Origin of the sequence: Streptomyces sp. NPDC006012 (assembly GCF_042871185.1) — a bacterium.
In the GTDB taxonomy this organism is placed as follows: domain Bacteria; phylum Actinomycetota; class Actinomycetes; order Streptomycetales; family Streptomycetaceae; genus Streptomyces.
The window spans coordinates 329,868-343,472 of sequence record NZ_JBIAIE010000005.1; the positions used below are offsets into that span (position 1 = coordinate 329,868).

Genomic DNA, 13,605 nt, shown 5'->3' on the forward strand with positions numbered 1-13,605 from the left:
CGTACCGACGGCCAACACCTGTCTGCCGGAAAGACCCGGACACCCGGCACATGGTCCGGCCCGGTGCCGGCCGGTCGTCCGTACCTCGTCCGGCCCAGTACCCCCCGCCCCGCCGCACCTCACCCGACGCGGTCCCCGCATCCCGTCCGTGTCCCGTCGGTCCCTCGAACGGCACCTCCCCGACCGGCACAATCCGGTCACCGCTTCTACGCTCGACTCATGTCAGAGGTGTACGCGACCCGCCGATCCCGGCTGAGGGAATGCTGCAACGCGTCCGGCACCGCGGCGGCGCTCATCTCCCGCCCAGCCAATGTGCGCTACCTGGCGGGCGCCGCCCCGCAGGACGCGGTCATGCTTCTCGGCAGCAGCGAGGACCTGCTGGTATGCGCCTTCCCGCCCGACGACCGCCCCACGGAGGGGCGGCCGGACGAGAGCCTGCGCGTGCACGTCCTGCCCGCGTCCGGCGGCGACCCCGCCGTGGCGGCCGCCCGCCTCGCCGACGGCCAGGGTGCCGACGCCCTCGCGGTCGAGGAGCACCACCTCACCATGGCCCGCTACCGAGCCGTCGCCGCCGTCGCCCCCCGGCTGCGGCTCGCCGCCCTCGGCGCGGCCGTGGAGCAGCTGCGGGTCGTCAAGGACGAGGAGGAGATCTCCTGCCTGCGGATCGGCGCGGAGATCGCCGACCAGGCCCTCGGCGAGCTGCTGGAATCCATCCTGGTGGGCCGCACCGAGCGGCACCTCGCCCTGGAGCTGGAACGGCGCCTGGTCGACCACGGCGCGGACGGCCCCGCCTTCCCGACCTCCGTCGCCACCGGACCGCACTCCGGCCACCGCGGACACCGCCCGACCGACCGCCGGGTCGAGGAGGGCGACTTCCTCTCCGTCTGCCTGGGCGCCGCCTACCGCGGCTACCGCTGCGAGATCGGCCGCACCTTCGTCATCGGCACGTCCCCCGCCGACTGGCAGATCGAGCTGTACGACCTGGTCTTCGCCGCCCAGCGGGCCGGCCGGGAGGCCCTGGTGCCCGGCGTCGCGTTCCGCGACGTGGACCGTGCGGCCCGCCAGGTGCTGGATTCGGCGGGCTACGGCGAGAGCCTGCAGCCCCTCACCGGGCACGGCGTCGGACTCGAAATCGACGAGGACCCTCAGTTGGCCCCCGCTGTCATGGGTAAACTGGACGCTTGCGTGCCGGTCACCGTCGAACCGGGAGTCCACCTCCCGGGACGGGGCGGTGTCCGGATCGATGACACGCTCGTCGTACGCCCCGAGGCGGACGGCGGGCCCGAGCTACTCACCATTACGACCAAGGAGCTGCTCGCGCTGTAGCGACCGCAGGGAAGTGCAGGCACGTCCCCGGCGCCGCTCGGTTCGTGCCCCCGGGGTCGTCCACGTCAGTCCAGGAGATTCCGCAACCGTGGCTTCCACGAACGACCTCAAGAACGGCCTGGTGCTCAAGCTCGATGGCGGCCAGCTGTGGTCCGTCGTCGAGTTCCAGCACGTCAAGCCCGGCAAGGGCCCGGCCTTCGTGCGCACCAAGCTCAAGAACGTGCTCTCCGGCAAGGTCGTCGACAAGACCTTCAACGCCGGCGTCAAGGTCGAAACGGCCACTGTCGACAAGCGCGACATGCAGTTCTCGTACATGGACGGCGACTACTTCGTCTTCATGGACATGCAGACCTACGACCAGCTGCACATCGACCGCAAGGCCGTCGGTGACGCCGCCAACTTCCTGATCGAGGGCTTCGAGGCCACCGTCGCCCAGCACGAGGGCGAGGTGCTCTTCGTCGAGATGCCGGCCGCGGTCGAGCTGACCGTCGCCGAGACCGAGCCGGGCGTCCAGGGCGACCGCTCCACGGGCGGCACCAAGCCCGCCACCCTGGAGACCGGCCACCAGATCCAGGTTCCGCTGTTCATCACCACCGGCGAGAAGATCAAGGTCGACACCCGCACGAGCGACTACCTCGGCCGGGTGAACAGCTAACCGTGGCTGCCCGCAACACGGCCCGCAAGCGTGCCTTCCAGATCCTCTTCGAGGCGGACCAGCGCGGTGCCGACGTCCTGACGGTCCTCGCGGACTGGATCCGGCTCGCGCGCTCCGACCCCCGGCAGCCGCCGGTGAGCGAGTACACGATGCTGCTGGTCGAGGGCTATGCCGAGCACGCACGGCGGATCGACGAGCTGATCGCCCAGTACTCGGTGGGCTGGACGCTCGACCGGATGCCGGTCGTGGACCGCAACATCCTGCGGCTGGGCGCGTACGAGCTGATCTGGGCCGACGAGACCCCGGACGCCGTCGTCCTCGACGAGATGGTGCAGCTGGCGAAGGAGTTCTCCACGGACGAGTCGCCCGCGTTCGTCAACGGCCTGCTGGGCCGGCTGAAGGAGCTGAAGCCGTCGCTGCGCCGCGAATAGCTCCGTCGGCGCTGTAGGGGGCGGGGAGGCCCTGGGAAGGCGGCAGAGGGGCGCCTGCGGGCCGCCAGCGGCCCGTCATGGCCTCCCCCCGCCCTCTCCGCGCCCCTGAGAAGCCGCACAGCAGGAAAAACCGCCGGGGTGGCCGGAACCATGATGTTCCGGCCACCCCGGCGGCACGTTTCTGCTGAGACGTCGGGCGACTCAGGCTTCTTCGTGGGTGGCCACGGCGCGGCGCGCGTCCGCGTCCAGCACACCCCAGCTGATCAGCTGCTCGGTGAGGACCGAGGGCGACTGGTCGTAGATGACGGCGAGTGTGCGCAGATCGTCCTGGCGGATCGACAGCACCTTGCCGTTGTAGTCGCCGCGCTGGGACTGGATCGTCGCCGCGTAGCGCTGCAGCGGACCTGCCTTCTCGACCGGCACCGTGGCCAGCCGCTCCAGGTCCAGGACCAGCTTCGGCGGCGGCTCGGCGGCTCCGCCCGGAGTGGTGCCGGGCAGCAGTTCCTGCACCGGAACGCCGTAGAAGTCCGCCAGCTCCGCGAGGCGCTGCACGGTCACGGCACGGTCGCCGCGCTCGTACGAACCGACCACGACGGCCTTCCAGCGGCCCTGGGACTTCTCCTCGACACCGTGGAGGGAAAGGCCCTGCTGGGTGCGGATGGCCCGGAGCTTGGCCCCGAGCTGTTTGGCGTATTCGCTGGACATATAGCTCCCCGGACACTGTGTCGACGCGGCCGGCTGCGATTCCCGCCGCGCGGCTGGTAACTCACTGTGAGGTTACGCAGCGTGACACTTCTGCGTCAAGCCGAATGGTCCACCCCGACTCATCCGTGGTCGCCGCGGAGCTTTGGGCCAAACGGGTGATCGGAGGGGTCCCGACCACCTGCTACGGTGGATGGCGCAATTCCGGCGTCCTTTAAGATCCGTCCCGTGAGGCGGAGAAGGAGGTCCGTTTCATATGGACATGCAAGCATCCGATGCCCGGCCCGTGCTCGAAGGGCCCGACATCGCGCGGGTGTTGACCCGCATCGCCCACGAGATCGTCGAGCGCGCCAAGGGCGCCGACGACGTGGTGCTCCTCGGCATTCCGACCCGGGGCGTCTTCCTCGCCCAGCGGCTCGCCGCCAAACTGGAGCAGATCACCGACCGCCCGATGCCCGCGGGCTCGCTGGACATCACGATGTACCGCGACGACCTGCGCCTGCAGCCGCCGCGCGCGCTGGCCCGCACGGACATCCCCGGTCAGGGCGTGGACGGCCGTCTCGTGGTGCTCGTCGACGACGTGCTGTTCTCCGGGCGCACCATCCGGGCCGCCCTCGACGCCCTGAACGACATCGGGCGGCCCCGCGCGGTCCAGCTCGCGGTCCTCGTCGACCGCGGCCACCGCGAGCTGCCCATCCGCGCCGACTACGTCGGCAAGAACCTCCCCACGTCATTGCGGGAGACGGTCAAGGTCCAGCTTGCCGAGGAGGACGGCCGCGACACCGTCCTGCTCGGCGTCAAGCAGGCCACCCCTGGCGATCGTTAGCACGCCGGTGCGCGGCCCGCACCGTGCGCCGCGTCGCCATGCCCACGCCTGCCCGGAATCTCCCGATACCTGAACTGCCTTACGGAGCCTGACAGATGCAGCGTCATCTCATCTCGGCCGCCGACCTCACCCGTGACGACGCGATCCTGATCCTCGACACCGCCGAGGAGATGGCCCGGGTCGCCGACCGGCCGATCAAGAAGCTGCCGACCCTGCGCGGCCGCACGGTCGTCAACCTCTTCTTCGAGGACTCGACCCGTACCCGGATCTCCTTCGAGGCCGCCGAGAAGCGGTTGTCCGCCGATGTCATCAACTTCACCGCCAAGGGGTCGAGCGTCTCCAAGGGCGAGTCCCTGAAGGACACCGCCCAGACCCTGGAGGCGATGGGCGTCGACGCCGTCGTCATCCGGCACGGCGCCTCCGGTGCGCCCTACCGGCTGGCCAACTCCGGCTGGATCGACGCCGCCGTGATCAACGCCGGTGACGGCACCCACCAGCACCCCACCCAGGCGCTGCTCGACGCGTTCACCATGCGCCGCCGGCTGACCGGCCGGGACGCCGGTCTCGGCCGCGACCTCGCCGGCCGGCGCATCACCCTGGTCGGCGACGTCCTGCACAGCCGGGTCGCCCGCTCCAACGTCGACCTGCTGCACACCCTGGGCGCCGAGGTCACCCTGGTCGCCCCGCCCACCCTGCTGCCGGTCGGCGTCGGGGCCTGGCCCTGCGAGGTGTCGTACGACCTCGACGCGACGCTGCCCAAGTCCGACGCCGTGATGATGCTGCGGGTGCAGCGGGAGCGGATGAACGACGCCTTCTTCCCGACCGAGCGCGAGTACGCGCGGCGCTACGGTCTCGACGCCGACCGCATGGCGCGGATGCCCGCGCACGCCATCGTCATGCACCCCGGCCCGATGGTCCGCGGCATGGAGATCACCGCCGAGGTCGCCGACTCCGACCGCTGCACCGTCGTCGAGCAGGTCGCCAACGGGGTGTCCATCCGGATGGCCGTGCTGTATCTGCTGCTCGGCGGCAACGAGCCCGCCGTCACCCACGCCCGGTCCCCCGGCACCCACCAGCACCCTTCCGACGAGCGCTCCGCGCATCCGCCCACCGTGGCCGAGGAGAAGTGAGAACCATGAGCAAGATCCTGATCCGGGGTGCCGACGTGCTCGGCGGCAAACCGCAGGACGTCCTGATCGACGGCGGGACCATCGCCGCCGTGGGTGCCGGGCTCGGTGCGGACGGCGCCGAGGTGGTGGAGGCCGCCGGGAAAGTCCTGCTCCCGGGCCTCGTCGACCTGCACACGCATCTGCGGGAACCCGGCCGCGAGGACTCCGAGACCGTGCTGACCGGCACCCGCGCCGCCGCGTCCGGCGGCTACACCGCCGTGTTCGCCATGGCCAACACCTTCCCGGTCGCCGACACCGCCGGCGTGGTCGAGCAGGTCTACCGGCTCGGACAGGAGCACGGCTACTGCGACGTGCAGCCGATCGGCGCCGTCACCGTCGGCCTGGCGGGCAGGCAGCTCGCCGAACTGGGTGCCATGCACGAGTCCGCCGCGGGCGTCACCGTCTTCTCCGACGACGGCAAGTGCGTCGACGACGCCGTGATCATGCGGCGCGCGCTGGAGTACGTGAAGGCGTTCGGCGGGGTCGTCGCGCAGCATGCGCAGGAGCCGCGGCTGACCGAGGGCGCCCAGATGAACGAGGGCGTCGTCTCCGCCGAGCTGGGTCTCGGCGGCTGGCCCGCGGTCGCCGAGGAGTCGGTCATCGCCCGGGACGTCCTGCTCGCCGAGCACGTCGGCTCCCGCGTCCACATCTGCCACCTGTCGACCGCCGGCTCCGTGGAGATCGTCCGCTGGGCCAAGTCCCGCGGTATCGCCGTCACCGCCGAGGTCACCCCGCACCACCTGCTGCTCACCGACGAACTGGTGCGTTCGTACAACCCGGTCTACAAGGTGAACCCGCCGCTGCGCACCGAGCGCGACGTGCTGGCCCTGCGCGAGGCGCTCGCGGACGGGACGATCGACATCGTCGCCACCGACCACGCCCCGCACCCGCACGAGGACAAGGACTGTGAGTGGGCCGCGGCCGCCATGGGCATGGTCGGCCTGGAGACCGCGCTGTCGGTGGTCCAGGAGACGATGGTGGAGACCGGCCTGCTGGACTGGGCGGGCGTCGCCGACCGCATGTCGTTCGCCCCGGCCCGGATCGGCCGGTGCGACGGCCACGGCCGTCCCGTCTCGGCAGGCGAGCCCGCGAACCTCACCCTCGTCGACACGGCATACCGTGGCCGGGTGGACCCCGCGGGCTTCGCCTCGCGCAGCCGCAACACCCCGTACGAGGGGCGCGAGCTGCCGGGCCGTGTCACCCACACGTGGCTGCGGGGCAAGGCCACGCTCGTCGACGGGAAGCTCACGTGACACCTGCAACGCTGCTCGCAGCCAATTTCGCGCCCGCGCTCGCCGCCGAACAGAAGTCGGCCCCGGTCACCGACTGGGCCGGCCGCATCGGCTGGCTCGTCGGACTCGCCCTCTTCGTGGCGCTCGTCTACTGGCTGATGCGCGAGGGCTGGAAGTGGCGCGGCACGCTCCAGGGCGACCTGCCGGAGCTGCCGACGGCGCCGCCGGACCCCGGCCCGGCCGCACTGACGATGACCGGCCGCTACCACGGCTCCACCACCGCCGGGCAGTGGCTGGACCGCATCGTGGCCCGCGGCCTCGGTACCCGCAGCCGGGCCGAGCTGACGCTGACGGACGCGGGCCTGGACGTCGTACGCCCCGGGGCGGCCGACTTCTTCGTGCCCGCCGCCGCGCTGCGCGAGGCGCGGCTCGACAAGGGCATCGCGGGCAAGGTCCTCACCGAGGGCGGCCTGCTCGTCGTGACCTGGGCGCACGGCGACCGGCTGATCGACTCCGGTTTCCGCTCCGACCACGCGGCGGAGCACGACGAGTGGGTCGAGGCCCTCAACTCCATGATCAAGACACTCAGCACGGAAGGCGCCGGACGATGACGACCTCCACACACGGGAACGCCTCGCAGAGGAAAGAGGTGATTCCCGCCGTACTCGTCCTGGAGGACGGCCGGATCTTCCGCGGCCGCGCCTACGGAGCCGTGGGGGAGAGCTTCGGCGAGGCCGTGTTCTCCACCGGCATGACCGGCTACCAGGAGACCCTGACCGACCCGTCGTACGACCGCCAGATCGTCGTCGCGACCGCCCCGCAGATCGGCAACACCGGCTGGAACGACGAAGACGACGAGTCCGGCCGCATCTGGGTCTCGGGTTACGTCGTGCGCGACCCCGCGCGCGTGCCGTCCAACTGGCGTGCCACGCGCTCCCTGGACGACGAACTCGTCCGCCAGGGCGTCGTCGGCATCTCCGGCGTCGACACCCGCGCCCTCACCCGCCATCTGCGGGAGCGCGGCTCCATGCGGGCCGGGGTCTTCTCCGGCGCCTCCCTCGCCCCCGCCACGGACCTCCTCGCGCGCGTGCAGGCCCAGCCGCACATGAAGGGCGCGAGCCTGTACGAGGAGGTCGCGACCCGGGAGGCGTACGTCGTCCCGGCGGTCGGCGAGAAACGGTTCACCGTCGCCGCCGTCGACCTCGGGATCAAGGGCATGACGCCGCAGCGGATGACCGAACGGGGCATCGAGGTGCACGTGCTGCCCGCGACCGCGACCCCCGAGGACGTGTACGCCGTGGCGCCGGACGGCGTCTTCTTCTCCAACGGTCCCGGTGACCCGGCCACCGCCGACGGCCCGGTCGCCCTCATGACCGCCGTACTGGAGCGCCGCACGCCGCTGTTCGGCATCTGCTTCGGCAACCAGATCCTCGGCCGGGCCCTCGGCTTCGGGACGTACAAGCTCAAGTACGGCCACCGGGGCATCAACCAGCCGGTGCAGGACCGTACGACCGGGAAGGTCGAGGTCACCGCGCACAACCACGGCTTCGCCGTGGACGCGCCGCTCGACCGGGTCAGCGACACGCCGTTCGGCCGCGCCGAGGTCTCCCACGTCTGCCTCAACGACGATGTGGTGGAGGGGCTGCACCTGCTCGACCAGCCGGGCTTCTCCGTCCAGTACCACCCCGAAGCGGCAGCGGGTCCGCACGATGCCGCCTACCTGTTCGACCGCTTCGTCTCCCTGATGGAGGGCCAGCGTGCCTAAGCGCACCGATATCCAGTCCGTCCTGGTCATCGGCTCCGGCCCGATCGTCATCGGCCAGGCCGCGGAGTTCGACTACTCCGGCACCCAGGCCTGCCGCGTGCTGCGCGCCGAGGGCCTCAGGGTGATCCTCGTCAACTCCAATCCGGCGACGATCATGACCGACCCGGAGATCGCCGACGCCACCTACGTCGAGCCGATCACCCCGGAGTTCGTCGAGAAGATCATCGCCAAGGAGCGGCCGGACGCCCTGCTGCCCACCCTGGGCGGCCAGACGGCCCTGAACACCGCGATCTCCCTGGACGAGAACGGTGTCCTCGCGAAGTACGGCGTCGAGCTGATCGGCGCCAACGTGGCGGCCATCCACAAGGGCGAGGACCGCGACCTGTTCAAGGCCGTGGTGGAAGAGGTCCGCCGCAAGACCGGGTACGGCGAGTCCGCCCGCTCGGTGATCTGCCACACGATGGACGAGGTCCTCGCCGGCGTCGACGAGCTGGGCGGCTACCCGGTCGTGGTCCGGCCGTCCTTCACGATGGGCGGCGCCGGTTCCGGCTTCGCGTACGACGAGGACGAGCTGCACCGTATCGCCGGGCAGGGCCTCACGCTCTCGCCGACCACCGAGGTGCTCCTCGAAGAGTCGATCCTCGGCTGGAAGGAGTACGAGCTGGAGCTGATGCGCGACAAGAACGACAACGTCGTGGTCGTCTGCTCCATCGAGAACTTCGACCCCATGGGCGTGCACACCGGCGACTCGATCACCGTCGCCCCGGCGATGACGCTGACCGACCGCGAGTACCAGATCCTGCGTGACATCGGCATCGCCGTGATCCGCGAGGTCGGCGTGGACACCGGCGGCTGCAACATCCAGTTCGCGGTGAACCCCGAGGACGGCCGGGTGATCGTCATCGAGATGAACCCGCGCGTGTCCCGGTCCTCGGCCCTTGCCTCCAAGGCCACTGGATTCCCGATCGCGAAGATTGCGGCGAAGCTCGCCGTCGGCTACACCCTCGACGAGATCCCCAACGACATCACGCGCGAGACCCCGGCGTCCTTCGAGCCGACCCTCGACTATGTCGTCGTCAAGGCTCCGCGATTCGCGTTCGAGAAGTTCCCGAGCGCCGACTCCACACTGACCACGACCATGAAGTCGGTCGGCGAGGCCATGGCCATCGGCCGCAACTTCACCGAGGCCTTCCAGAAGGCGCTGCGCTCGCTGGAGAAGAAGGACAGCCAGTTCACCTTCGTCGGCGAGCCGGGCGACAGGACCGCCCTGCTCGAAGCCGCCGAGCGGCCCACCGACGGCCGGATCAACACCGTGATGCAGGCCATCCGCGCGGGCGCCACGCCCGAGGAGGTCTTCGCGCACACCAGGATCGACCCGTGGTTCGTCGACCAGCTGTTCCTGATCAAGGAGATCGCGGACGAGCTGGCCGACGCCCCCGAGCTGACCGGTGACCTGCTCGCCGAGGCCAAGCGGCACGGCTTCTCCGACCAGCAGATCGCCGGGATCCGCGGGCTGCGCGAGGACGTCGTGCGCGAGGTGCGGCACGCCCTCGGCATCCGCCCGGTGTACAAGACCGTCGACACCTGCGCGGCCGAGTTCGCCGCGCGGACGCCGTACTTCTACTCCTCCTACGACGAGGAGACCGAGGTCGCGCCGCGCGAGAAGGCCGCGGTGATCATCCTGGGCTCCGGTCCCAACCGGATCGGCCAGGGCATCGAGTTCGACTACTCCTGCGTGCACGCGTCCTTCGCGCTGTCCGACGCCGGGTACGAGACCGTGATGGTCAACTGCAACCCGGAGACCGTCTCCACCGACTACGACACCTCCGACCGCCTCTACTTCGAGCCGCTGACCCTTGAGGACGTGCTGGAGATCGTCCACGCGGAGGCGCAGGCGGGACCGATCGCGGGCGTGATCGTGCAACTCGGCGGCCAGACCCCGCTGGGCCTCGCCCAGGCGCTGAAGGACAACGGCGTGCCGATCGTCGGCACCCCGCCCGAGGCCATCCACGCCGCGGAGGACCGCGGCGCCTTCGGCCGGGTCCTCGCCGAGGCCGGCCTGCCGGCCCCGAAGCACGGCACGGCGACCACCTTCGCCGAGGCCAAGGCCATCGCCGACGAGATCGGCTACCCGGTCCTCGTGCGGCCCTCCTACGTCCTCGGCGGACGCGGCATGGAGATCGTCTACGACGAGACCCGCCTCGCGTCCTACATCGCCGAGTCGACCGAGATCGGCCCCTCCCGGCCGGTGCTCGTCGACCGGTTCCTCGACGACGCCATCGAGATCGACGTGGACGCGCTCTACGACGGCGAGGAGCTGTACCTCGGCGGCGTCATGGAGCACATCGAGGAGGCCGGCATCCACTCCGGCGACTCGGCGTGCGCGCTGCCCCCGATCACCCTCGGCGGCTTCGACATCAAACGCCTGCGCGCCTCGACCGAGGCCATCGCGCGGGGCGTCGGCGTGCGCGGCCTGATCAACATCCAGTTCGCGCTGGCGGGCGACATCCTGTACGTCCTGGAGGCCAACCCGCGCGCCTCCCGTACGGTCCCCTTCACCTCCAAGGCGACCGCGGTGCCGCTGGCCAAGGCCGCCGCCCGGATCTCGCTCGGCGCGGCAGTCGCCGACCTGCGGGCCGAGGGGCTGCTCCCGGCCCGCGGCGACGGCGGCGAACTGCCGCTGGACGCGCCGATCTCCGTCAAGGAGGCCGTCATGCCCTGGTCGCGCTTCAGGGACATTCGCGGCCGGGGCGTGGACACCGTGCTCGGCCCGGAGATGCGCTCCACCGGCGAGGTCATGGGCATCGACTCCGTCTTCGGCACGGCGTACGCCAAGTCCCAGGCGGGCGCGTACGGGCCGCTGCCGACGAAGGGCCGCGCCTTCATCTCGGTCGCCAACCGCGACAAGCGCTCGATGATCTTCCCGGCGCGCGAACTGGTCGCCCACGGCTTCGAACTGCTCGCCACCTCCGGCACCGCCGAGGTCCTCAGGCGCAACGGCATCAACGCCACGGTCGTGCGCAAGCAGTCCGAGGGCACCGGTCCGAACGGCGAGAAGACCATCGTCCAGCTCGTGCACGACGGCGAGGTCGACCTCATCGTCAACACCCCGTACGGCACCGGCGGCCGGCTCGACGGCTACGAGATCCGTACGGCCGCGGTGGCCCGTTCGGTGCCCTGCCTGACCACGGTCCAGGCGCTCGCCGCGGCGGTCCAGGGCATCGACGCGCTCACCCACGGGGACGTGGGCGTCCGCTCGCTCCAGGAACACGCGCGGCACCTGACCGCGGCCCGCGACTAGCCAGCGGCCCCCAGGGGGACACCGGAAACGGTGTCCCCCTCTTCGTGGGGCTCACCCAGAGGACACTGACATGTACAAGCTTTTCTTCCGCCTGGTCTTCTCGCGGATGGACCCGGAGCAGGCCCACCACCTTGCCTTCCGCTGGATCCGCCGGGCCGCGCGCATTCCGGTGCTGCGCACCTTCCTCGCCGCCGTCCTCGCCCCCCGGCACAGGGAACTGCGCACCGAGGCGTTCGGGCTGCGCATGCACGGCCCCTTCGGGCTCGCCGCCGGCTTCGACAAGAACGCCGTCGGCATCGACGGGATGGCGATGCTGGGCTTCGACCACGTCGAGGTCGGCACGGTCACCGGCGAGTCGCAGCCCGGCAACCCGAAGAAGCGGCTGTTCCGGCTGGTCGCCGACCGGGCGCTGATCAACCGCATGGGCTTCAACAACGAGGGCTCGCTCGCCGTCGCCGCCCGGCTCGCCGCCCGCGAGCCCGTCTTCCGCACCGTGGTGGGCGTCAACATCGGCAAGACCAAGATCGTTTCCGAGGCGGACGCGGTCGCCGACTACGTGAAGTCGGCCGAACGGCTCGCCCCGTACGCCGACTACCTGGTCGTGAACGTGTCGTCGCCGAACACTCCGGGACTGCGCGACCTACAGGCCACCGAGGCGCTGCGCCCCCTGCTGACCGCGGTCCGCGCCGCCGCCGGCCGCGCGCTGCCCGGCCGCCGTGTGCCGCTCCTGGTGAAGATCGCGCCCGACCTCGCCAACGAGGACGTCGACGCCGTCGCCGACCTCGCGGTCGAACTGGGCCTGGACGGCATCATCGCCACCAACACCACCATCGCGCGCGACGGCCTCGGCCTGGTCTCCGCCTCCTCGGTCGTCGGGGAGACCGGCGGACTCTCCGGCGCACCCCTGAAAACGCGCTCCCTGGAGGTGCTGCGGCGCCTGTACGCGCGCGTGGGCGACCGGATCACCCTGGTGGGCGTGGGCGGCATCGAGAACGCCGAGGACGCCTGGCAGCGCATCCTGGCGGGCGCCACCCTGGTCCAGGGCTACAGCGCCTTCGTCTACGCGGGCCCCTTCTGGGCCCGCGCGATCCACAAGGGCCTCGCCGCCCGCCTGGGCACCAGCCCGTACGCCACCCTCGCCGACGCGGTCGGCGCCGACGTGAAGAAGGCAGGCAGGACCGCATGAGCGACCACCGCACTTCGTCCGGGCCCGCTGGGCCCGGGCGTTCCTCCGCAGAACCCTTCGGGGCACGCCTGCGCCGCGCCATGGACGAGCGGGGACCGCTGTGCGTGGGCATCGACCCGCACGCCTCCCTGCTCGCCGAATGGGGCCTGGGCGATGACGTCGCCGGCCTGGAGCGGTTCAGCCGCACGGTCGTCGAGGCGGTGGCCGGCCGGGTCGCCGTCCTCAAGCCGCAGAGCGCGTTCTTCGAGCGCTTCGGCTCGCGCGGGATCGCCGTCCTGGAGAAATCCGTCCAGGAGGCGCGCGCGGCCGGTGCCCTGGTCGTCATGGACGCCAAGCGCGGGGACATCGGCTCGACCATGGCCGGCTACGCCGAGGCGTTCCTGCACCCGGACGCCCCGCTGTTCTCGGACGCCCTGACCGTCTCGCCGTACCTCGGCTACGGCTCGCTGAGCCCCGCCCTGGCGCTGGCGCGGGAGAGCGGCGCGGGCCTCTTCGTGCTGGCGCTGACCTCCAATCCGGAGGGCGGCGAGGTGCAGCGCGCGGTGCGTCCCGACGGCCGGACCGTCGGCGCGACGATGCTGGCACACCTGGCGGCGGAGAACGCCGGCCGGACGCCGCTGGGCTCGTTCGGCGCGGTCGTGGGCGCCACGCTCGGCGACCTGTCGGCGTACGACCTGGACATCAACGGCCCGCTCCTCGCGCCCGGCATCGGCGCCCAGGGGGCGACCCCGGCCGACCTTCCGGGGCTTTTCGGAAAAGCCGTGCGCAATGTGGTCCCGAACGTCAGCCGGAGTGTTCTGCGTCACGGTCCCGATCCCAGGGCGCTGTGGGCCGCCGCGGAACGTTTCGCGGAGGAGATCCGGGCCTGTGTGACGGCCGGCTGAGTACTTCGGCGGGTGCCGGACGGCGGCGCGGGGATGCCTTTGAGTCTGGATACATTCTCAAATCCGGGGCAGTATGTCTGAAATGTCCGACCTGGTGGAGGCTGACCAGGACTTTTCCGCTGTTCTCG

Annotated in this window: 12 protein-coding genes; 11 read left to right on the forward strand and 1 reads right to left on the reverse strand. The window is 71.1% G+C overall.

Annotated features, from left to right (window positions below; all coding sequences use genetic code 11):
* Window positions 1-219: 219 nt before the first annotated feature.
* From ACFYPJ_RS12965 to nusB, 3 genes are all read left to right on the forward strand, one after another.
* A complete protein-coding gene (locus tag ACFYPJ_RS12965; protein ID WP_389014805.1) occupies window positions 220-1,326 on the forward strand; it encodes a M24 family metallopeptidase in 1,107 nt (368 codons plus the stop codon).
* An 88-nt stretch (window positions 1,327-1,414) separates the two neighbouring features.
* Complete coding sequence (gene efp, locus ACFYPJ_RS12970; protein ID WP_389014808.1) at window positions 1,415-1,981, forward strand: elongation factor P; 567 nt, start codon at window positions 1,415-1,417, stop codon at window positions 1,979-1,981.
* A 2-nt stretch (window positions 1,982-1,983) separates the two neighbouring features.
* On the forward strand, window positions 1,984-2,412 hold the full coding sequence (nusB, locus tag ACFYPJ_RS12975) for a transcription antitermination factor NusB (protein WP_389014811.1): 429 nt from the start codon (window positions 1,984-1,986) through the stop codon (window positions 2,410-2,412).
* Between the two features lie 201 nt (window positions 2,413-2,613).
* On the opposite strand, the gene bldD is transcribed toward nusB, so the two are convergent.
* Window positions 2,614-3,117 carry a transcriptional regulator BldD gene (bldD, locus tag ACFYPJ_RS12980; protein ID WP_376536443.1) on the reverse strand — a complete coding sequence of 168 codons (504 nt, stop codon included), beginning with the start codon at window positions 3,115-3,117 and terminating at the stop codon, window positions 2,614-2,616.
* A 253-nt stretch (window positions 3,118-3,370) separates the two neighbouring features.
* Between bldD and pyrR the strand changes: the two genes are divergently transcribed.
* From pyrR to pyrF, 8 genes are all read left to right on the forward strand, one after another.
* Window positions 3,371-3,940, forward strand: coding sequence for a bifunctional pyr operon transcriptional regulator/uracil phosphoribosyltransferase PyrR (gene pyrR / locus ACFYPJ_RS12985; protein WP_389014814.1), 570 nt, complete (start codon window positions 3,371-3,373; stop codon window positions 3,938-3,940).
* Window positions 3,941-4,035: 95 nt separating this feature from the next.
* Window positions 4,036-5,070, forward strand: a complete 1,035-nt coding sequence (locus tag ACFYPJ_RS12990) for an aspartate carbamoyltransferase catalytic subunit (protein ID WP_389014817.1) — start codon at window positions 4,036-4,038, stop codon at window positions 5,068-5,070.
* Between the two features lie 5 nt (window positions 5,071-5,075).
* Window positions 5,076-6,362: a dihydroorotase gene (locus ACFYPJ_RS12995; RefSeq protein ID WP_389014820.1), complete on the forward strand. Its 1,287-nt coding sequence runs from the start codon at window positions 5,076-5,078 to the stop codon at window positions 6,360-6,362.
* The gene (locus ACFYPJ_RS13000) at window positions 6,359-6,952 is read left to right on the forward strand and encodes a hypothetical protein (protein WP_389014823.1); all 594 of its coding nucleotides are present in this window, start codon (window positions 6,359-6,361) and stop codon (window positions 6,950-6,952) included. Before ACFYPJ_RS12995 ends, ACFYPJ_RS13000 begins: the two co-directional genes overlap by 4 nt.
* Window positions 6,949-8,106, forward strand: coding sequence for a glutamine-hydrolyzing carbamoyl-phosphate synthase small subunit (carA, locus tag ACFYPJ_RS13005; RefSeq protein ID WP_389014826.1), 1,158 nt, complete (start codon window positions 6,949-6,951; stop codon window positions 8,104-8,106). The genes ACFYPJ_RS13000 and carA overlap by 4 nt, the downstream gene beginning before the upstream one ends.
* Complete coding sequence (gene carB, locus ACFYPJ_RS13010; RefSeq protein ID WP_389014829.1) at window positions 8,099-11,407, forward strand: carbamoyl-phosphate synthase large subunit; 3,309 nt, start codon at window positions 8,099-8,101, stop codon at window positions 11,405-11,407. Before carA ends, carB begins: the two co-directional genes overlap by 8 nt.
* A 70-nt stretch (window positions 11,408-11,477) precedes the next feature.
* Window positions 11,478-12,593 (forward strand): quinone-dependent dihydroorotate dehydrogenase, encoded by a 1,116-nt coding sequence (locus ACFYPJ_RS13015; protein WP_389014832.1) that lies wholly within the window; start codon window positions 11,478-11,480, stop codon window positions 12,591-12,593.
* The gene (gene pyrF, locus ACFYPJ_RS13020; protein ID WP_389014834.1) at window positions 12,590-13,477 is read left to right on the forward strand and encodes an orotidine-5'-phosphate decarboxylase; all 888 of its coding nucleotides are present in this window, start codon (window positions 12,590-12,592) and stop codon (window positions 13,475-13,477) included. Before ACFYPJ_RS13015 ends, pyrF begins: the two co-directional genes overlap by 4 nt.
* Window positions 13,478-13,605 lie beyond the last annotated feature (128 nt).